Below are 20,733 nucleotides of genomic sequence, written 5' to 3' on the forward strand. Positions count from 1 at the left end.
ACACCCGCAGCCACTGTTAAAGGCAGTTTCTCATCTCAATCAGCAGAAAAGCTGAGCCACCGAAAGCAGGCAAATCATCTGGGCAAACATCTGTGCTCGAATTGGATGCTTCATCGCCGTCACCTCTTAGGCAGTTGCTGGTGGTAGTGCCGTAGGCAATGTACATATATGCGCCAGAACGCTCGAAGATGGAAATGCAACCCTGGCTCGCCAACAACACATTCAACTGCTTCCAGAAGTATAGACCCTGCGACGAATTCGTCACGAAGCGCTCTGGCACACACTTCGAACACAATCTGCCGATATCTGTCGCACTTTTTTTGATTTCTCGGCTCTATCCTTGTCCCAGCCCCGCCGATTCCCCGCGAGGGCAGTACAACAAGATCGGGTGCCGATGGATCGTACGTTTCCTCTTTCAATCATTCGTCGCCTACGCCGGCCACTGCTGTTGGTTGCGATGTTTGTACTCGGCGCCACTGGTTGCACCCAGCAACAGGGGCAGGACATTGCCAAGCAGTTCAGCAATGGAAAGCCCGATGAGTTCTTTCAAACCAGTGTCGATCGTATGGCGACCCTGGGCATGCGTGACAACCTGCAAAGTTTGTATTTACTGATGAGCAAGCTCTATCTGCGTAATCCCAGCCAGTGGAGACAGTCGGGTTACCCGGATGCGGTGAGTGCCGAGCGAGAGATTCGCCAGGCGATTGAGCAGCGACGACCGCTGCCCGCCCTGGGCGAGCGTCGCGATCTGGTCGCCTTGAGCTACTCCTTGAGCCCAGAGTTTCAGGGCGATCGAGTCGGTGCGTTTATCTATGCGATCGGCAGCATGCTGGTGACAGCCCATGGTGGGCGCACCGAGTTCTACATAACCGACTCGATCAATCCACAGTTTGTCAGCAATGCCGCGCGCAATATCGAGAAGGCCACATGGCTGCTCAGCAAGCGCCAGGATGCGAATGGCGTGTTGCTGTTGTTTTCCAATGAGATATCGGAGGAGGGCAGCAACCTTAGTTTTGCGGTGGAATTTGGCAAGATCGTGGCGCGCCTCGATCTGCTGACACAGATGCTTGATGAACGATACCGGCGTATAGGTCTCAACTATGCGCAAAGCTTATTGCTGATGAATTTCCTGCCAGTACAGTGAGCTGCCGGCAGGCAACGCGGTAGCGTCAGCCCGATATGCACTACCCTAATCCTCGTGCAGGTGAGGTCTTTCTCTTTTGGCTGTAGGAAACAGCCTATCTTGCACCCCCGTGCTTGAAACACCCCGACGTCGGCAATAGCCTCGGACTTTTCCGAAAAAGTGAGGCCCTACCTTGGGGAAGCGAAAAACGGTGTGGCCGACGGACCGCGAGATACGCCTGCGCTTTATCCTCTTTGCGGTGATCAACGCCGCGAGTATCGAGGGAGTTCCCGCCGAGTTGTTATTGCCTGCGCACAAACTGCTGCGTGACTCACCCACCGAAGCGCAGTTGATCGAGGCCCTTCGGGAAATACTGGCGGCTGATGAGATGTACGGGTTCAGGTTTGCGGTGGGATCCGAGGCAGACGATCTGATGCAGGCACTGGATAAGCCCGGCGATTAATCCATCTTCGTTGAGCGGAACAACTGAGGGGCAAGTGACTATTCGTCGGCCTATGCTTAAGCCGTAGGCCGCATGGCCGATGCAGTGATGACTACCCCAGGGACGCCGCCATGTTTAATCGCCGTTTGAAGAAGGATCTGCAGGACCGGGACGACGAGCTTTTCCAGTTACGACAGCTTGTTGCGCAGTATGACCGTGGCATGCTCTCCATATGCCTGGATGCTGACTTGCGGCTTACGGCCGTCAACGGGGATTTTGCCCGGGCTTTGGGCTACTCCCGCGAACAGTTGCAGGGTCGACTCCTGAGTGAAATTGTTCCGCCTTACGTCATGGATTTACCCTGTTTTCGTGACTTCAACGCAGCAATCGCCCGCTCAGAGCCGGTGAGTGACGATTACCGCTTCCTGCGCAGTGACGCCAGCCTGGCGTGGATCAACCTGACATGGTGCCCGATCAGAGGGCGTGACGGCCGGCTGTCGCAGATCCAGGGCTACGGCACCGAAGTCAGTCGCGCCATTGAGCAAGCCAAAGAAAACGAAGCGTTTATCAACGCGTTGATACGTTCGACGGCCGTCATCCAGTTCCGACTGGACGGAACGGTGGTCACCGCCAATACCCAGTTCCTCGACGCCATGGGCTACACGCTCGATCAGATCGTCGGCAAAAAACACAGTATGTTCTGCACCACGCAGGAGGCCGCTTCGAGCGGTTACGCCGCGTTCTGGCAAACCCTCAATCGCGGCGAATTTGTCGCCAGCCGCTTCAAACGCGTGGACAGCCGTGGCAACGAGGTGTGGCTCGAAGCTACCTACAACCCGGTGCACGATGCGGAAGGCAAGCTGTGCAAAGTGGTCAAGTTTGCCAGCGTGGTCACCGACCAGGTCTTGCGCGAGTCCGAGGTCAAGGCCGCCGCCGGCGTGGCCTACGAGGTGTCGCTGCAAACCGATGTCACGGCCGAACGTGGCGCCGCGGTTGTGCAGAACACTGTACAGACCATGCAAAACATTGCTCTGCAAATGCAATCCGCCACCGGGAGCATTGAGGCGTTGGGCAAACAATCGTTGCTGATCAGCGCGATTGTGCAGACCATCGGGGGCATCGCCGCGCAAACCAATCTGCTCGCGCTCAATGCCGCAATTGAGGCCGCCCGAGCGGGTGAACAGGGCCGTGGATTTGCGGTCGTAGCTGATGAGGTAAGGCAATTGGCCAGCCGTACCAGCACTGCAACCGAAGAGATCGTCAGCGTGGTCCAGCAGAACCAGCGCCTCGCCGACGAAGCCATCACAGAAATGTTCAGCAGTCGCGAGCAAGCTGAGCAAGGCCTGACACTGGCCAACCAGGCCGGCGCAGTCATCACCGAGATCCAGGGTGGCGCCAAGCAGGTGGTGAACGCGGTGGGGCGTTTTGCGAATGAGCTGCAATAGCCCAGGTATAGGGCTGCTTGGTTTTATTTGAGAATCAGGAGAGCGCTATCAAACCTTTAACCTCTGAAGAACTGGCGGTCATCGCCGAGATAGAAACGGCGTCCAATATTCTGCGGCTGACTACACGCCTGACGGATATGCGCTTCTCGGCGATCTCGAAAATGACCGATACCCATTGGGTGGCATGTGCGGTGTACGACGAGCTGCATTTCGGCGTGGAGGTCGGCTATGAATTGCAGCTTGAAGCCACGCTGTGCAACGGTCTGCGTGCTAATCCCACCCCCATTATCATCGAACACGCCAGCAAGGATCCGGTTTTCTGGCAAAACCCATTGCCCAGGGAGCATGGCTTCGAAAGCTATATCTCACTGCCGATTGTCTTCTCCGATGGCAGCGTTTTCGGCACCCTATGCGCTTTGGACGTACTCCCCAAAAAACTGGAAAACCCGCAAATGGTCGAGATACTCACCATCTTCACCCGCCTGATCAGCACCACGCTGGAATTGCAGTACAGCCGGACCTGAGGCTGGTGTTTCTGAGCCAGCGTTAGATCGTTTATTTCCTTAAGGTTGGTGGGTATTCCTGGTTCGAATATCCATCACATCGATTACGCTGTTTTGATTTACCAAACCGTTGTCATCACAGCGCAATCCCGGTCATCACATTACGTTTCGCTGTTGCGGTTGACTAAGCGGGCTGCGCAACACCCATTCCCGCTGCTCTGCCGTCGTCTTGTGCAGCGCTCCGGCATCACTAGAATCGGCGCCAGAACTTAGCCATTTCCTGTCGATTACGGAGTTTCGAACATGATGAACGCAATGCAGATGCCGATGAATACCGCCATGCCAATGATGCCGATGATGGGCATGCCGATGATGATGGCGACCATGAAGTGCGAAATGGCCGGTGACGCGATGATGTGCACCATGAAGCCTGCCGCCGGCATGGACATGGCTCAGTTCAAGACCAACGCCGAGATGATGGCGATGATGATGAACTGCGGCATGCCGATGATGATGCAGTGCGCCAATATGTCGATGATGTGCCTGTCGGCCGACGCCATGGCCATGATGGCGAGCATGAATATGCCGATGATGATGCCGATGGGCATGTCGATGCCGATGATGAAGTGCGTGATGGAATGCACGATGCAGGCCGATGGCATGCTGTGCAAAATGATGCCGATGCCGGGCATGAGCATGGCCATGATGGACAACTGCTGCATGCTCATGAACAAGTTGATGAGCGATTGCGCCATGCCGATGATGATGAGCTGCAACGGCATGCCAATGATGTGCTGCACCTGCTGACAGGCCCCGCGCAACCAAAAACGCCCCGAATAGTCGGGGCGTTTTGCATTCAGTCCAACCGTTCTGGGTAGGTGATCACCAGGAACGCCACCGCCTCGCTGTCCGCCGGGTTGCGGTAGCGGTGGGGCTGGTCGGCGTAGAACAGGATCGAATCGCCGGTAGACAGCAAGTAGCGCTCTTCATTGACGCTGACTTCCAATACGCCCTGGGCGACCACCAGGTTTTCCTGGATGCCTGGGCCATGGCCTGCGGACACTTCCTCACCCAGAGCGCGCAGGCGGATCTCGTAGAACTCCGACTGGCGCGCCGTATCGTAGGGGAACAACGCTCGACTGATAAACGCCCCATCGGCACTCACCAGGCGTTTGCTCTGTTGCGCCGGCAACACCTCGACCCCTTCGAATGCGCGGTCTTCCAGGAACGCCGCCACCGACACTTTCAATCCTTTGGCAATCTTGCACAGCACCTTGATCGACGGCACGCTGCGCCCGGATTCGATCTGCGCCAGCATCGCCCGGCTCACGCCACAGGCACGGGCCAGTCCGTCCAGTGACAAATGGCGCTTGCTGCGCAGGCGTTGCAGGTTATGTGCGACGCACAGGCTGATTACATCGTCGTCCGTAGTCGTTTTGGGTAGTGGGGCGGGAGGTTCGGGAAGCACATGCAGGAAATTCATCGGCCTACGCCCGGCGGGTATCGCTGGGCGTCGCAGCGTGGTTGGTAAACACCGCCAACCCTGCGCGTGCCGCGTACATCGTCCACATCAACTCAGCCGCTGCGCGGGCCTGGCGGCGTTTGCGGTGAAGGGTAAAGTCAATGACGTTCGCGGATGTTGGCATCAGGGTGATCTCGTAGGTGACTCAGTGGCTCCACAATAATGGTTAGTGGTTATTTCTTTAAATACTGAGTTTGCATGTGTTAATTCGTTTTTGGACTTAAAAAGAAAGCGGGTCCGAAGGTGTTGTGGGAAGGGTCTGGTCCATTAAAAAGGCGTGACTTGGTGATCATCGTTGGCTTCCCATCACTGTTCGCGTGACGGCCCAGCCGTCACGCCCCCGCATTTCAAGGACTCACCCATGCTGCTGCGCCAACCTCCATTCCTGTTTGCCGCCCTGACCTTAAGCTCGCTGGTGCATGCCGAAGACTTGCAGCTGGCACCGGTCGAAGTCACCACCGCTGAAGCCACGGCTGGAGAAGTCGCTCAGGCACAGCTCAAGAGCGTGCCCGGCGCCACCAATTACATCGACATGAGCAGCGTGCAGCAGGGGCGGGTGAGCACCAACGAAGATGTGTTCAAGTACCAGCCGGGGGTGTACGCCAAGGCGGCGAATAACGAAGGGGTGAAGCTGTCCATTCGCGGTTCGGGCCTCAACCGCAGCCCTGGCTCCCATGCGTCGGGGCTCTACGAGATGTTCGATGGGCTGCCGCTGACCGGCCCCGGCGGCACACCTTATGAGCTCAAGGATCCGTTATGGCAAAGCCGGGTCGAGGTGCTACGCGGCGCCAACGGTTTTGATCAGGGCGCCCTGGCGCTCGGTGGCGCGGTCAACTATGTGACCCGAACCGGCTACGACGCACCCAAGCTGCAGGTGCGCTATGAGGCGGGCAGTCGTGGCTACGCCCAGCGCGAGATCAGTTCGGGGCAGGTGCTGGGGGATGCGGACTACTACATCAGCCTGACTGACTCGGAATCCGACGGCTACCAGCGCCAAAGCGCGGCCACAGGCAAGGGCGTGGCTGCCAACTTCGGCTATCGCTTTAACCCGAATCTGGAAACCCGCTTTTATTTCCGTTACCGCGAAACCACCAACGACACACCCGGCAAACTCACCCGCGACCAGATCAGTCACGACCCGCGTGCCGCCAACAGCCTCAACGCCGCTCGCGACTCCAAGCGCCTGCAACCCGGCTCAACCTGGATCGCCAACAAGACCACCCTGCAACTGGACGACAACTCCCGCCTTGAAGTTGGCCTGGCGTATCACGATTACCCGATGGACCTGCGCGAGGGCACTATCCGTCTGAAAGTCGCCTACACCGACGTCAGCAGCACCCTCAATTACATCCGCCAGGACACGGTGTTCGGTCACGACAGCAAAACCACCCTAGGCCTGCGCACCACCCAGGCGATGCCCAATAACGGCGGTGCCGAGTATGTGCGCATTCCCGCTGGCAACACGGCCAGCTACGCTCCCGGCACCAAGACCCGCGACTACAGCTACCTCGGTTCCGACACCGTGTTGCATATCGGCAACGACCTGGAACTGATACCAGACCTGTGGCTGACCACCGGCCTGGCCGCCATCTACACCCGCCGCGAAACCCAGGTCAGCTATCCCGAAGGCCAGGCGCCGCTCAGCCAGCACGATTGGGACTACGCGCCTCGCATCGGGCTGCGTTACGACTTCAACCCGCAATTGCAGGTGTACGGCAACCTCAGCCGCTCCGTCGAGCCGCCGCACGCGTGGTCGATGATCTGGGGTTCCAACAAGTATTTCCCTGCGGGCAGCGGACCGGCCACCGGATTGGCGCGTGAAGGCGTCAGCCTGAAAAACCAGACCGCCACCACCCTGGAAGTCGGCGGTCGCGGTGAAGCGTGGCTCGGCCAGTGGGACCTGGCGCTTTACCGCTCCGAAGTGCGCCACGAACTGCTCACCGTAGAAACTCAAGCCCAGACTTCAACCAGCAATGCCATCGTTGCCGAATCCAACGCCAGCCCCACCGTACATCAAGGTGTGGAACTGGGCCTGCTCAGCCCGGTGTGGGATGGCGGCCGCAGCGGCAAGCTTGACCTGCGCCAGGCCTACACCTTCAGCGACTTCCATTACCGTGACGACGAGCGCTTTGGTGGCAACACCTTGCCGGGCATCCCCAAGCACTACTATCAGGCGCAACTGCGCTACAGCCACCCGACCGGTTTCTACACCAGCCTCAACACCGAGCATTCATCAAAGGTGGCGGTGGACTACGCCAACTCCTACTACGCCGCGGCCTATACGATCGTCGGCGCAACGTTCGGCTACGACGCGCCAAAGCAGGATTGGCAAGCTTGGGTTGACCTGCGCAACCTCACTAACCGCCGTTACGCCAACACGGTCACGCCGGGCTATGACGACAAAGGCCTGGATGTTGCTCGGTCTACACCCGCGGATGGTCGTGGCATCTATACCGGCGTGTCGTGGAGCTGGCGCTAAGCGGACACACCTGTGGTAACGGGCTTTCAGAGAATGTGAGCCCGCTTGCTCCAACGCTGTTTTACTGGCATTGTTTGCGCAATTGGTAACACTTCCCATTTGAGAATTTTTTGCGCATGCATGACATTCCGGCCGCGCTGGGCGACTCAGCGCGTCAGCAGGCCCTTACGGCGATGTACCGCGAGCACCATGGTTGGTTGCATGGCTGGCTGCGCAGGAAACTCGGTTGCTCCCAGCACGCTGCCGACTTGGCACACGACGCATTCATCCGTGTCCTGATGATGGCCGAGCCGCAAGCTATCAAGGAACCCCGGGCCTTCCTGGCCACCACGGCAGGGCGCCTGCTGATCGACGGCGCCCGTCGTCGGCGTATCGAAAAAGCCTATATGGAAGCGCTGGTCATCCAGTGCGAAGACGCCGGCATGCCCGACCCGGCGGCGATCCATGTTGCGCTACAAGCCTTGGAACGCATCGCCGAAATGCTCGCCGGTTTACCGACCAAGGCCCGCGAGGCGTTCCTGTTGAGTCGCCTCGATGGGTTGACCTACAGCGAAATCGCCGCACGCCTGGCGGTGTCCCCAAGCACCGTCAAAAACTACATCTCCAGCGCCCTGGTTCACTGCTATCACAGCCTGCACGTGGCGGATCCACTGACATGAACTCCGAACAGATCATCCAGCAAGCAGCGAATTGGCTGACGCGCCTGCACGATGAGGATGTCACCGACGCTGACCGTCAGGCCTTCACTACCTGGTGCGAGGCCGACCCGCGCCACGCCGTGGCCATCGATCGCATGCGCGCCTTATGGGGCAGCCTCGACAGCGTGCCGGCGCAACCGGCTCGCCTCGCCCTGAACCGCGCATTTGCCCCGCAACGGGCGCGCAGTGCACAGGTGCTGGGGGTGCTCGGCGTCGTGTTCTGCGGTTGGCTGAGCCTGGAGCACCTGCCGGTGTGGATGGCCGACCAGCGCACCGGCATCGGCGAGCGCCGTCAGATCGCGCTCGAAGACGGCAGCCAGTTGCAGCTCAACAGCAACTCGGCGGTGGACGTGAAGTTCGACGGCCACCAGCGGGTGATCGAACTGCTGCAAGGCGAACTCTGGGTAGACGTGGCCAAAGATGCGCAACGGCCGTTCGTGGTACGAACCGACCAAGGTACGGCGACCGCACTGGGTACGCGTTACCTGGTCAAGCGTGCGCCGGACGGCACAACAGTGGTCACTGTGATCGAGTCCACCGTGGCGGTTAAAGGTGAGGTCGAGGAGGGCGTCAAGGTCATCGCCGGCCAGCGTTCCGTCCTCGACCATGGCCGCGCCATGCCTGCGCAGGCGATCGGCAATGCCGACCCGGACGCTTGGACTCGCGGCCTGCTCAAAGTCAACGACCAGCCGCTGAGCGAAGTACTGCAAACCCTGGCCAGCTACCGTCCCGGCATGGTGCGTTTCGACCCACAAGCGCTGCGCGACCTGCGCGTGTCTGGCGTGTTCAAGCTGGACGATACGGCGGCGGCCCTGTCGACCTTGGCGGATAACCTGCCGATCCAGGTGGAGTACTTCACCGACTTGCTGGTGGTGATCAAGCCCCGCTAGTGCTGGCGCAGGCGTTTGTACAAGGTATTGCGGCTCACCCCCAGTTCCCGCGCCAAGTGGGAAATATTCCCGCCGGCCGCCTTCAAACGTTGGGTCAGATCAATGCTGTCGTCCAGGTACTCACTGGTCGGCAGCGGCGGCGCCACGTTCAAATCCACAAAAAAATCATCCGGCAGATGCTCCGCCCGTATCGGTTGCTCCTCGGCCATCGCCAGCGCCACCTGCAAAACGCTGCTGACCTGGCGCAAATTCCCCGGCCATGGGTGCTGCTCGAATAACGCCAGCACCTCAGCGCTCAAACCGGCCCATTGAGTGGGCTCGCGGTGTTGTTGCCACAGTTGCTGGAACAGCGCCTGCTTGTCGGTACGCTCGCGCAAGGGTGGCAACTCCAGGGTCAGGCCGCCGATGCGGTAGTACAAATCCTCGCGAAAGCGCCCGGCTTGCACCAGCTCGCGCAGTGCGCGGTTGGTCGCCGATATGATGCGCAAATCCACTGGGAACAACTCGCTGCTGCCCACCGGTTGCACGCAACGCTCCTGCAACACGCGCAGCAGGCGCGCCTGGGTCGGCAGCGGCATATCACCGATCTCATCGAGAAACAGCGTGCCCTTGTCGGCCTTGCGAATCAGGCCAATGCTGCCTTTTTGATTGGCGCCGGTGAACGCGCCTTTTTCGTAGCCGAACAGTTCCGATTCCACCAGCTCAGCGGGAATCGCCGCACAGTTCACCGCGATAAACGCCTTCTGGCTGCGGGAGCTGGCCTGGTGCAGGGCTTTGACGAACACTTCTTTGCCCACGCCGGTTTCGCCGTGGATCAGCAGCGGGATATCTTTTTCCAGCAAACGCTCGGCCTGGCGCACGGCTTTTTCTACGCGAGCATCACCAAAATGCAGGGTGTTGAGACCAATCGTTGCCTGTTTCGAAACCACAGGCTCAGTGAAGACGCGCGCCTGCACTGGCATCTGCTTGGGGCGTTTCAATAAGCACTGAAACCGATTGCGTCCCGCCGCTTGCAACGAAAACGGCAAGCCCTCCGGTTGGTTGAGTAACTCCAGCAGCGACACTTTGAACAAGCTGTCGATCATCACCCGCGACAGGCTGATGCCCAGCAGGTTATCGGCGCGGCGGTTGGCCGACAGCACCTGGCCACTTTCATCAAAGATCAGCAGGCCCGCCCATTGGCTGTCCAGGTTGCTCAGGCCGGTGTTGAAGGTCAGTTGGAAATGCTCACCACGAAATAGATTGAGGATCAGCCGGTTCTCAACGGTCTGGCTCATCATCTTGACCATGCCCAGAGTGTGGGAGGGCGGCAGGTAACTGTCGCTGGACACATCCAACACCGCGATGATCTCGCGCTGAGCATCGAAGATTGGCGCCGCCGAGCCGGTCATGAAACGGTTGGCCTTGAGGAAATGTTCGTCGTGTTCGATATGCACCGCCTGGGCACAGGCCAGCGCGGTGCCGATGGCATTCGTACCGCTGGAGCGCTCCTGCCAACTGGCACCGGCGCTGAATCCACGGGCCAGTTTGGGCTCGATAAAGCGTTGGGTGCCCCACGAGGTCAACACCTGGCCCTGGTTGTCCGCCAGCATGATCAGGCAGTTGGAATTGCTCAGGATGTTTTCGTAATAGGGCAGGACTTCCTGGTGCGTGGTCTGCACCAGGGAATGCTGGCTTTCCAGCAGTTGGCTGATGCCGTCGGCCGGCAATTGATCGAAGCTGGGCGTGCTTTGGTGGTCCAGGCCGAAGGCGCGGCAACGGCGCCAGGAGTCTTGGATGATGGTGTCGTGCGCCAAGGGTTCGGCCATCGGGCGACCTTCTGTTTTTATTGTTTTAATGGGGCCCCGCAGGCGCGGGGGCCCCATTAGTGTTGTTCAGAACTGTTCATTGTCAACCCCCTGAGTGTTCAGTTGTTCAGCCCGATTGTTCACTCCCGAACATCCCATTCACTCCATTTCCTTGTGGATCAAGCACCTGCCGTTTTTGGCACGAAACTCGCTCTGACGACTGGCCAGATTCATTCCAATAATAAAAAGGTCGTGTCATGTCATTGACCCTGGAACATGTCTCCCGCGTCGTCGAAGGCCAAACCTGGATCGACGATGCCACCCTGCGTTTCGAACCCGGTTCCTTCAACGTGCTGCTCGGTCGCACCCTGTCCGGAAAGACCAGCCTTATGCGCTTGATGGCCGGCCTGGACAAACCCGACAGCGGTCGCATCCTGATGAACGGCGTCGACGTCACCCACAAGCCGGTGCGCCTGCGCAACGTGTCGATGGTGTACCAGCAGTTCATCAACTACCCGACCATGACCGTGTTCGAAAATATCGCCTCGCCGTTGCGGCAGGCCGGTGTGTCCAACGAGGTGATCCAGAGCAAGGTGCTGGAAACCGCCAGGATGCTGCGCATTGAGAAGTTCCTCCAGCGTCACCCGTTGGAGCTGTCCGGTGGTCAGCAGCAACGCACGGCCATGGCCCGCGCGTTGGTCAAGGATGCCGAACTGATCCTGTTCGACGAGCCGCTGGTGAACCTGGACTACAAACTACGCGAAGAGCTGCGCCAGGAAATGCGCGAGCTGTTCCAGGCCCGCCACACCATTGCGATTTACGCCACCACCGAACCCAACGAAGCCCTGGCCCTGGGTGGCACCACCACCATCCTGCACGAAGGCCGGGTGATCCAGAGCGGCAAGGCCGCGGAGGTCTACCACCAGCCACAGACGGTGCTCGCCGCCGAGCTGTTTTCCGAGCCACCGATCAACCTGATGCCTGGGCGTATTGCTGGCAACGAGGTGAGCTTCGCCAATTTTGTGCACTTCCCGCTGAACGTCGACCTGCGCCCCATCGGCGAGGGTGAATTCCGCTTTGGCGTGCGCCCCAGCCATATCAGCCTGGTGCCGAGCAACGACGACGATCTGGAGCTGGCGGTAACCGTAGAAGTCGCCGAGATCAGCGGCTCGGAAACCTTCCTGCATGTGCGCAGCGAACACTTCCTGTTGGTGCTGCACCTGCCGGGGGTACATGAGTACGACGTCGACGCGCCGATCCGCGTGTATATCCCCACCCATAAACTGTTTGTGTTCGATGGCCAGGGCCGTTTGGTCCAGGCCCCCGGGCGCCGTGTCGCGAGGGTTGCCTGATGGCCGAGATCCATTTGCAGAACCTGGCGCACAGCTATAACCCCGCGCCGACCGGGCCCGAAGACTACGCGATTCGGGAAATGAACCACGTCTGGGAACAGGGTGGCGCCTACGCTTTGCTCGGCCCGTCGGGCTGCGGCAAGTCGACCCTGCTCAATATCATTTCCGGCCTGCTCAGCCCGTCTGAAGGCCAAGTGTTGTTTGACACGAAAGTGGTCAACGACCTCACGCCCGAGAAGCGCAACATCGCCCAGGTGTTCCAGTTCCCCGTGGTGTACGACACCATGACCGTGTTCGACAACCTGGCGTTCCCGCTGCGAAACCAAGGCATGGCCGAAGCGAAAATTCACAGCAAGGTGCAGGAAATCGCCGAAGTCCTCGACCTGCAAAACCTGCTGAGCAAGAAAGCGCGCAACCTCACCGCTGACGAAAAACAGAAAGTCTCCATGGGCCGTGGCCTGGTGCGTGACGACGTGTCGGCCATCCTGTTCGATGAGCCGCTGACAGTGATCGACCCGCACCTCAAATGGAAACTGCGGCGCAAGCTCAAGCAGATCCATGAGCAGTTCAACATCACCATGGTCTATGTCACCCATGACCAGTTGGAGGCTTCCACCTTTGCCGACAAGATCGCGGTGATGTATGGCGGGCAGATCGTGCAATTCGGCACGCCACGGCAATTGTTCGAGCGGCCTAGCCACACGTTTGTCGGCTATTTCATCGGCAGCCCTGGGATGAATCTGATCGAAGTGCAGGCCGAGGCGGGCGGGGTGCGGTTTGCCGGCACCCACTTGCCATTGCCCGAGGCGTTGCAACAACGCATCGCCAGCACGGACTACAAGAAATTGCAGGTGGGCATCCGCCCGGAATTTATCCACGTGTGGGACGAGTACAACCCCGACGCCATGCAGGCCGATGTCACACATCTGGAAGACCTCGGCACCTACAAGATCATGACGCTCAAGCTTGATGGCGCCACCTTGAAAGTGCGTTTGGCCGAAGACAAACCGGTGCCCGAAGGCACGGCCTCCATCAGCTTTCCCGCGCAATGGCTGATGCTCTACGCCGATGATTACCTGCTGGAGGTGCTGCCATGAACAAGGTGCAGAACAACAAGGCCTGGTGGTTGGTGCTGCCGGTTTTCCTGCTGGTGGCGTTCAGCGCGGTGATCCCGATGATGACCGTGGTCAACTATTCGGTGCAGGACATTTTCGACCAATCCAGCCGCTATTTCGTCGGCGCCGATTGGTACAAGCAGGTATTGCTCGACCCGCGGCTGCACGACTCCCTGCTGCGCCAGTTCATCTATTCGGCCTGCGTGCTGTTGATCGAAATACCCCTGGGCATCGCCATCGCCCTGACCATGCCGACCAAGGGCCGTTGGTCGTCCCTGGTACTGATCGTGTTGGCGATCCCACTGCTGATCCCGTGGAACGTGGTGGGCACCATCTGGCAGATCTTCGGCCGTGCTGACATTGGCCTGCTGGGTTACAGCCTCAACGCCATGGGCATCAGCTACAACTACGCGGCCAATACGGCGGATGCCTGGGTGACCGTGCTGGTGATGGACGTATGGCACTGGACTTCACTGGTCGCCCTGCTGTGCTATTCGGGGTTGCGGGCGATTCCGGACGTGTACTACCAGGCCGCGCGGATTGATCGTGCATCGGCCTGGGCAGTCTTCCGACATATCCAACTGCCCAAGATGAAAAGCGTGCTGCTGATCGCGGTAATGCTGCGGTTTATGGACAGCTTCATGATCTACACCGAGCCCTTCGTCCTGACCGGCGGTGGACCGGGTAACGCCACCACTTTCCTGAGTCAGACGTTGACCCAGATGGCTGTAGGTCAATTCGACCTAGGCCCGGCGGCGGCGTTTTCCCTGGTGTATTTCCTGATCATCTTGTTGGTGTCCTGGCTGTTCTACACCGCCATGACCCACTCTGACGCCAACCGCTGAGGCCGCTGACATGAGCAAACGCAAGCTTATTCCGCTGCTGATCTACATCCTGTTCCTGCTGGTGCCGATCTACTGGCTGTTGAACATGTCCTTCAAGAGCAACACCGAAATCCTCGGCGGGCTCACGTTGTTTCCCCAGGATTTCACCCTGGCGAACTACAAGGTGATCTTCACCGACCCCAGTTGGTACACCGGCTACCTCAACTCGCTGTACTACGTAAGCCTGAACACGGTGATTTCCCTGAGTGTGGCGCTGCCGGCGGCGTATGCGTTCTCGCGCTATCGTTTCCTGGGGGATAAGCACCTGTTCTTCTGGCTGCTCACCAACCGCATGGCGCCGCCGGCGGTGTTCTTGCTGCCGTTCTTCCAGCTGTATTCGTCCATCGGTTTGTTCGACACGCACATCGCTGTAGCCCTGGCTCACTGCCTGTTTAACGTGCCGTTGGCGGTGTGGATCCTCGAAGGCTTCATGTCCGGCGTGCCCAAGGAAATCGATGAAACCGCCTACATCGACGGCTACTCGTTTCCGAAGTTCTTCGTGAAGATTTTTATCCCGTTGATCGGCTCCGGCATCGGTGTGACTGCGTTTTTCTGCTTTATGTTTTCCTGGGTCGAGCTGCTCCTGGCGCGCACCCTGACATCGGTCAACGCCAAGCCCATCGCAGCGGTGATGACGCGCACGGTGTCGGCCTCGGGTATCGATTGGGGCGTGCTGGCAGCGGCGGGGGTGTTGACCATCCTGCCGGGCATGCTGGTGATCTGGTTTGTTCGCAACCACGTGGCCAAGGGCTTTGCCCTGGGCCGGGTCTGAGGAGTCGATGATGGAATGGATGGCCTGGACCACCCCCACTGCACTGTTCTTTGGCGGCATCGCCCTGATTCTGGCGGGCATGACCACTTGGGAACTGCGTTCGCCGAGCATCCCCCGGCGCGGTTTGTTACCGATCAGCACCACCCGTGGTGATCGCTTGTTTATCGGTCTTCTCGGCAGCGCCTACCTGCATTTGCTGGTTATCGGCGTTACCGACTGGAGCATCTGGGTGGCGTCCGCGCTCTCCCTGGTATGGCTGTTGAGTGTGATGCGTTGGGGTTGATGCCCTTATAAATAAACAACCTGGAGGTCTCTATGTTGAATAAGAACAATAAGCTGCGACATAGCATTTCATTGGCTGCCGTACTGGCCCTCAGCGGTTTGAGCGCCACGGCTTGGGCCGATGCGTACGAAGATGCCGCGAAAAAATGGATCGGCAGCGAGTTCAAACCGTCCACGCTCACGGCTGAGCAGCAGCTTGAGGAGCTCAAGTGGTTTATCAAGGCCTCGGAACCGTTCCGTGGGATGAAGATCAACGTGGTGTCGGAAACCCTCACCACCCACGAGTATGAATCCAAGGTGCTGGCCAAGGCCTTCAGTGAAATCACCGGGATCAAGCTGACCCACGACCTGCTTCAGGAAGGCGACGTGGTCGAGAAGCTGCAAACCCAGATGCAGTCGGACAAGAACATCTATGACGGCTGGGTCAACGATTCCGACTTGATCGGTACGCACTTTCGCTATGGCAAGACCGAATCCATCACCGACCTGATGGCCAACGAAGGCAAGGACTTCACCTCGCCGACCCTCGACCTCAAAGACTTTATCGGCCTGTCCTTCACCACCGCGCCGGACGGCAAGATCTACCAGCTGCCCGACCAGCAATTCGCCAACCTTTATTGGTTCCGCGCCGACTGGTTCGAGCGCCCGGAGCTCAAAGCCAAGTTCAAGGAGAAATACGGCTACGACCTCGGCGTGCCGGTGAACTGGTCGGCCTATGAAGACATCGCCAAATTCTTCAGCGAAGACGTCAAGGAAATCGACGGCAAGCGCATCTACGGGCACATGGACTACGGCAAGAAAGACCCGTCCCTGGGCTGGCGCTTCACCGATGCCTGGTTCTCCATGGCCGGCGGCGGCGACAAAGGCCTGCCCAACGGCTTGCCGGTGGACGAGTGGGGCATTCGCGTGGAGGACTGCCATCCGGTGGGCTCCAGCGTGACCCGCGGCGGCGACACTAACGGCCCGGCCGCGGTGTTTGCCACTCAGAAATATGTGGACTGGATGAAAGCCTATGCGCCACCGGAAGCGGCGGGCATGACCTTCTCCGAGTCGGGGCCGGTGCCGTCCCAAGGCAACATCGCCCAGCAGATCTTCTGGTACACCGCGTTCACCGCCGACATGGTCAAACCGGGCTTGCCGGTGGTGAATGCCGACGGCACGCCGAAATGGCGCATGGCGCCGTCGCCTGTGGGACCTTACTGGGAAAAGGGCATGAAGAAGGGCTATCAGGACGTAGGCTCCTGGACCTTCCTCAAATCCACGCCTGAGAAGCAAAAACTCGCGGCCTGGCTCTACGCGCAGTTCGTGACCTCCAAAACCGTCTCGCTGAAAAAAACCATCGTGGGTTTGACGCCGATTCGTGAGTCCGACATCAACTCCCAGGCCATGACCGACATGGCCCCCAAACTCGGCGGTCTGGTGGAGTTCTACCGCAGCCCGGCGCGCACCGAGTGGTCACCGACCGGCACCAACGTGCCGGACTACCCACGTCTGGCGCAACTGTGGTGGAGCAACATCGCCTCGGCCGCCAGCGGCGAGAAAACCCCGCAACAGGCGCTGGACAACCTGGCCAAGGAGCAGGACGCGATCATGACGCGCCTGGAACGCTCCAAAGTGCAACCGGTGTGCGGCCCGAAAATGAACCCCGAGCGTGACGCGCAATACTGGTTCGACCAACCGGGCGCACCGAAACCGAAACTGGCGAACGAGAAGCCAAAAGGCGAGACCGTGAGCTACGGCGACCTGCTCAAGTCGTGGGAGGCGGCGCGTAAATAACAGGTCTGCTGGATTTCTGTGACGAGGGAGCTTGCTCCCGTTGGACTGCGCAGTCGTCTCATTTTTGGGGGCGCTTCGCGGCCCAACGGGGGCGGCTCCCTCGCCACATCTATCAGTGCCTCTCGGCGCCATTCGAACCGAACTCCATGGCGGTCAGAACAACTGACCATCGCCGCTGATCCGTACCTTGCCAACCCCGATTGAATTTTCCGCATACCCGCAGGTTCTGCATTTTAGAAGCGTGTGGTTTTCAGCGCTCTTGCGGGGCCTCCTTGTCGGGAGGCCTGGTTGTATCGGACTTTGCGGAAACTGCCATCATGACGCTACTTACAGCGCTGTCGGGCCAACCGGCCTCTATCACCCACCCGGTTCACGGTCAGTATCGCGGGGTTTACCAGCAGCTCTATCGCGAAGCTCCGGGCGCTGAAGAGGCTGCGCGGGCGTTTCTGCAAGGGCAATTGAGCCAGGTGCGCGAGGCGTCGTCCGAGCTGCCGCCATTGCCTGAAGAATTGTCGGCCTGGATCGAGCAGCGGTGTGCCGATGTCGCCCAGGCCTACGCCGGGTACTTGGAACAACGCCAGCAAGGCCATCCAAGGCGCTACTTCCAGAACAAAGCTCAGGCGTTGTATTTCCTGCAACGCGTGGCGCCGACCAAACAGGTCGACGGCGCCTGGCTCAACGGTTTGCTGCGCTATTGGCAGGATCCGCGGTTCGACGGCCTGCTCACCACCTACCTGGAAGAATTGGGCGACGGCGAAGCGGCGCAGAACCATGTGCTGATCTACCGCAAATTGCTCAGCGATCACGACGCCGACAGCGACGCCGGCCTCGACGACGCCCACTACCAGCAGGGAGCTCTGCAGCTGGCGCTGGGCCTGTGTGCCGAAGCGTTTTTGCCGGAAATCATCGGCTACAACCTCGGCTATGAGCAGCTACCGCTGCACCTGCTGATCACCGCCTACGAATTGAGCGAGCTGGGGATTGACCCGTATTACTTCACCCTCCACGTCACCATCGACAACGCCAGCAGTGGCCACGCGTGCAAGGCGGCGCAGTCGGTGCTCAGCCTGCTGCCGCTGGGGGAGGGCCGTGCGGAGTTCTACCGGCGCGTTGCCGAGGGTTATCGCCTTAACGATCTTGGCCCTGGCACGCTGGCGGTGATCGACGCGTTTGATCTGCACGACGAGGTGGTCGCCATGCTCGAACGCAAGCGCACCTTCGGCCAGCACATGCATTCGGACTACTGCCGCTTCGAGGGCAAGACTGTCAACCAGTGGCTGGCCCAGCCGGGTCAGGCCGGCGCGTTTCTCAAGGCGATGGAAGACAAGGGCTGGATCAAGCGCCACCACGACCCGGCCGACAGCCGCTTCTGGCAATTGATCGAGGGCGCTGGCGCTGCGATGTTTGGTGTGTTCAGCGGCTATGAGAAACAGGTGCTGCATGACTGGATCGCCGGTGACTGGATCAGCGGCGAGCGCATCGCGCCCGTACGGCCGGGGCGCGGCAGCCGGACTTCCCGCGAGCACCATCGCCCGGCCGACCCGGATATTCAGGCGCTGGTGGATTCGTTGTGGAATTTGCCCGATGAGCAGCAGCTCACCGCACTGTTGCCCTGGCTCTCGGCACGCCGCCACTGCACGCCTGCCGGGTTGTATGCGACTCGCCGATTTATCCAACTGCGCGCACGTCTGCGCTAAGGAATTCACCCATGTCTGCGCAACAACTCGCTGATCGCGCCCTGCTGAACCTGGGCCGGGGCTTGAAGGAAAACGGCTACCGTTTCATCACGCCGACGCCGTTGACCCATGAACGGTTTTACCAGCGTCTGGGGACGCCGCTGGCGGTGGACCTTCGTGACGTGTTCGGCTGGTCCATGCCGTTTGATCACGGGCTGTTACCTGATGCCTTTCGCGAAGAATTGCAGCAAGCCGATGTAGTCGAGCAGCACGATTCGCTGTGGCGCAGCACGGTGCGGTGGTCGAGCCTGAGTGATCTGTTGTTCGCCCATTCGGCGTATCCCACCACACAGGCGGATGCGGTGTTTTTCGGGCCGGACAGTTACCGTTTCGCGCAACTGATCGAGGCCCATCTGCAGCAGCGTTTCGAGCCGATTAAGCGCGCGGTGGATATCGGCTGCGGCGCAGGTGTGGGCGCGCTGATGATCGCCCGCGCGCGGCCTGACGCTGAAGTGCTGGCGGTGGATATCAATCCGCGCGCCTTGCGCCTCACGGCGGTGAATGCCGAGTTGGCGGGGCTGGTCAACGTCAGCGCATACCACAGTGATGTGCTGGGCAGCGTCCAAGGCGAGTTCGATTTGATCGTCGCCAACCCACCCTATATGAACGACGACCGCGAACGCGCCTATCGGCATGGCGGCGGGGCGCTGGGTGAGGAACTGTCGGTGCGTATTGTCGGCGAGTCCCTCCCACGCCTGGCCTTGGGCGGCAGTCTGGTGCTGTACACCGGGGTGGCGATCGTCGCCGGGGAAGACCCTTTCCTGAAGGCGGTCATGCCTTTATTGGGCAGCGATGCAGTGGGCTGGACCTATCGCGAACTTGACCCGGATGTGTTCGGCGAAGAACTCGACAAACCGGGGTATGAGCGCGTGGAGCGTATCGCCGTGGTCGCGCTCACCGTTACGCGCTTGTTCTGACGCCGCCCAAGCCAGTGTCGCCGACACGCACGCCTGTCTGCGGCAGGTGGTGGACCGTCTTCTGGCCCAGCGTCGGGGTGACTGCTGATCAGCTGCCGCCCCGAGCTGAAAGGTCAGGCGGCCGCTTGCGGTTGCAGATGGAGCTCGCCGTCGACTTCCTTGACCAAGCCGCTGGCAAGGAACAACGGTGCCAAGCGCTTGTGCAGCTGTGGCTCGACAAATTCCTTGACCGTATCCAGTGCCAACACGCCACTGAGCGGCAAATCGGCCTTGGAGTACGACAACCATGCCTTCTTCAGCGCCATCAGCACATCACTGCCCGCTGTGGAGGCAAAGCGGCGTTGGGTCGGTTTACTGTCGAAGTTGAAAGTGTGCTGGAACTCATAGCCGCTTTCATCGCCACCGCTGGCACTGCAGCGGATGCAGGTGCACGGGCCATCACCGAAGGCGCTGCGCAGGTAGGCGTTGAAGTCCACCACGGGCTTGAGTGACAGACGCTTATCCACCTCGAACAGGTCCCCAGTCATTTTTTCGTCAGTGTTCAAGGTGCATTTCCTCGCGGGTCGGTGGCCGTTTTTCAAAGCGCGGCACAATAGCAGCCGGGCGAAGTGTGGAACAGCATTTCCACGCAGAGCGGGCTGGTGCCAGGCATGTTGCGTGGGTTGATCACCGAAACTTGCGGGGAGGGGGGGACCCGATGAGTATGGGGCTCTACACAACTCCCAGAGGCTGACACAACTCCCTGAGCCTCACATAACTCCTAGAGGCTGACACATGACCCTGTGGCGAGCGGGCTTGCCCCGCGTTGGGCTGCGCAGCAGCCCCAAAACCAGACGCTGGGTTCTAACAGAAAAATCCCCACTTTTGCTGGCTGAGTACATATCCGTTGCTGCGGTAACGGCCGCCTAGGGTTCTGCTCTTACAGCAGTTCACTTTTGTAAAGGCCGGCATGCCAGCCCAGCCAAAAGTAACCAAAAAACCTTCGCCCCACCACTCGGCACCTCGCCTAG

20 protein-coding genes are annotated in these 20,733 nt (G+C 59.8%); 16 read left to right on the plus strand and 4 right to left on the minus strand.

What is annotated here, in order from left to right; translation table 11 throughout:
- Positions 1-394 precede the first annotated feature (394 nt).
- From ACKZ62_RS11605 to ACKZ62_RS11625, 5 genes are all read left to right on the plus strand, one after another.
- The gene (locus ACKZ62_RS11605; protein WP_032889588.1) at positions 395-1,144 is read left to right on the plus strand and encodes a hypothetical protein; all 750 of its coding nucleotides are present in this window, start codon (positions 395-397) and stop codon (positions 1,142-1,144) included.
- 172 nt (positions 1,145-1,316) lie between these two features.
- Positions 1,317-1,586: a hypothetical protein gene (locus tag ACKZ62_RS11610; RefSeq protein WP_095184460.1), complete on the plus strand. Its 270-nt coding sequence runs from the start codon at positions 1,317-1,319 to the stop codon at positions 1,584-1,586.
- Between the two features lie 110 nt (positions 1,587-1,696).
- The gene (locus ACKZ62_RS11615) at positions 1,697-3,010 is read left to right on the plus strand and encodes a methyl-accepting chemotaxis protein (RefSeq protein ID WP_447096695.1); all 1,314 of its coding nucleotides are present in this window, start codon (positions 1,697-1,699) and stop codon (positions 3,008-3,010) included.
- A 17-nt stretch (positions 3,011-3,027) separates the two neighbouring features.
- The gene (locus tag ACKZ62_RS11620; RefSeq protein WP_241089485.1) at positions 3,028-3,534 is read left to right on the plus strand and encodes a GAF domain-containing protein; all 507 of its coding nucleotides are present in this window, start codon (positions 3,028-3,030) and stop codon (positions 3,532-3,534) included.
- A 282-nt stretch (positions 3,535-3,816) separates the two neighbouring features.
- Complete coding sequence (locus ACKZ62_RS11625) at positions 3,817-4,320, plus strand: hypothetical protein (RefSeq protein WP_164440486.1); 504 nt, start codon at positions 3,817-3,819, stop codon at positions 4,318-4,320.
- Between the two features lie 49 nt (positions 4,321-4,369).
- Here ACKZ62_RS11625 and ACKZ62_RS11630 read toward each other — a convergent pair whose 3' ends face one another.
- Complete coding sequence (locus ACKZ62_RS11630; RefSeq protein ID WP_032889585.1) at positions 4,370-4,996, minus strand: helix-turn-helix domain-containing protein; 627 nt, start codon at positions 4,994-4,996, stop codon at positions 4,370-4,372.
- Positions 4,997-5,000: 4 nt separating this feature from the next.
- Positions 5,001-5,159 carry a hypothetical protein gene (locus ACKZ62_RS11635; RefSeq protein WP_163033225.1) on the minus strand — a complete coding sequence of 53 codons (159 nt, stop codon included), beginning with the start codon at positions 5,157-5,159 and terminating at the stop codon, positions 5,001-5,003.
- Positions 5,160-5,396: 237 nt separating this feature from the next.
- Here ACKZ62_RS11635 and ACKZ62_RS11640 point away from each other — a divergent pair, with 237 nt between their 5' ends.
- The 3 genes from ACKZ62_RS11640 to ACKZ62_RS11650 all read left to right on the plus strand — a co-directional run bounded on the left by ACKZ62_RS11640 (position 5,397) and on the right by ACKZ62_RS11650 (position 9,102).
- Positions 5,397-7,514, plus strand: a complete 2,118-nt coding sequence (locus ACKZ62_RS11640) for a TonB-dependent receptor family protein (protein ID WP_095184461.1) — start codon at positions 5,397-5,399, stop codon at positions 7,512-7,514.
- Between the two features lie 116 nt (positions 7,515-7,630).
- Positions 7,631-8,173, plus strand: coding sequence for a sigma-70 family RNA polymerase sigma factor (locus tag ACKZ62_RS11645; RefSeq protein WP_447096696.1), 543 nt, complete (start codon positions 7,631-7,633; stop codon positions 8,171-8,173).
- Complete coding sequence (locus ACKZ62_RS11650) at positions 8,170-9,102, plus strand: FecR family protein (RefSeq protein ID WP_447096697.1); 933 nt, start codon at positions 8,170-8,172, stop codon at positions 9,100-9,102. The genes ACKZ62_RS11645 and ACKZ62_RS11650 overlap by 4 nt, the downstream gene beginning before the upstream one ends.
- Here ACKZ62_RS11650 and ACKZ62_RS11655 read toward each other — a convergent pair.
- Positions 9,099-10,910 (minus strand): sigma-54-dependent Fis family transcriptional regulator, encoded by a 1,812-nt coding sequence (locus ACKZ62_RS11655; RefSeq protein WP_032889581.1) that lies wholly within the window; start codon positions 10,908-10,910, stop codon positions 9,099-9,101. The genes ACKZ62_RS11650 and ACKZ62_RS11655 overlap by 4 nt on opposite strands.
- 236 nt (positions 10,911-11,146) lie before the next feature.
- Between ACKZ62_RS11655 and ACKZ62_RS11660 the strand changes: the two genes are divergently transcribed.
- From ACKZ62_RS11660 to ACKZ62_RS11695, 8 genes are all read left to right on the plus strand, one after another.
- Positions 11,147-12,241 (plus strand): ABC transporter ATP-binding protein, encoded by a 1,095-nt coding sequence (locus ACKZ62_RS11660; protein WP_032889580.1) that lies wholly within the window; start codon positions 11,147-11,149, stop codon positions 12,239-12,241.
- A complete protein-coding gene (locus ACKZ62_RS11665) occupies positions 12,241-13,338 on the plus strand; it encodes an ABC transporter ATP-binding protein (protein ID WP_122822437.1) in 1,098 nt (365 codons plus the stop codon). Before ACKZ62_RS11660 ends, ACKZ62_RS11665 begins: the two co-directional genes overlap by 1 nt.
- Entirely contained in the window at positions 13,335-14,201 is an 867-nt protein-coding gene (locus ACKZ62_RS11670; RefSeq protein WP_032889576.1) for a carbohydrate ABC transporter permease, read from the plus strand. Before ACKZ62_RS11665 ends, ACKZ62_RS11670 begins: the two co-directional genes overlap by 4 nt.
- A 10-nt stretch (positions 14,202-14,211) precedes the next feature.
- The gene (locus ACKZ62_RS11675) at positions 14,212-15,012 is read left to right on the plus strand and encodes a carbohydrate ABC transporter permease (RefSeq protein WP_003232361.1); all 801 of its coding nucleotides are present in this window, start codon (positions 14,212-14,214) and stop codon (positions 15,010-15,012) included.
- A 10-nt stretch (positions 15,013-15,022) separates the two neighbouring features.
- The gene (locus ACKZ62_RS11680) at positions 15,023-15,295 is read left to right on the plus strand and encodes a DUF2160 domain-containing protein (protein WP_014718862.1); all 273 of its coding nucleotides are present in this window, start codon (positions 15,023-15,025) and stop codon (positions 15,293-15,295) included.
- 32 nt (positions 15,296-15,327) lie between these two features.
- Positions 15,328-17,070, plus strand: a complete 1,743-nt coding sequence (locus ACKZ62_RS11685) for an ABC transporter substrate-binding protein (protein ID WP_032889572.1) — start codon at positions 15,328-15,330, stop codon at positions 17,068-17,070.
- Positions 17,071-17,387: 317 nt separating this feature from the next.
- Positions 17,388-18,767, plus strand: coding sequence for an iron-containing redox enzyme family protein (locus ACKZ62_RS11690; RefSeq protein ID WP_095184465.1), 1,380 nt, complete (start codon positions 17,388-17,390; stop codon positions 18,765-18,767).
- Between the two features lie 11 nt (positions 18,768-18,778).
- Positions 18,779-19,723: a methyltransferase gene (locus tag ACKZ62_RS11695; RefSeq protein WP_181639965.1), complete on the plus strand. Its 945-nt coding sequence runs from the start codon at positions 18,779-18,781 to the stop codon at positions 19,721-19,723.
- A 113-nt stretch (positions 19,724-19,836) separates the two neighbouring features.
- On the opposite strand, the gene ACKZ62_RS11700 is transcribed toward ACKZ62_RS11695, so the two are convergent.
- Positions 19,837-20,268, minus strand: coding sequence for a hypothetical protein (locus ACKZ62_RS11700; RefSeq protein ID WP_339482966.1), 432 nt, complete (start codon positions 20,266-20,268; stop codon positions 19,837-19,839).
- Between the last annotated feature and the right edge of the window lie 465 nt (positions 20,269-20,733).

It is taken from the genome of Pseudomonas sivasensis, assembly GCF_052938085.1.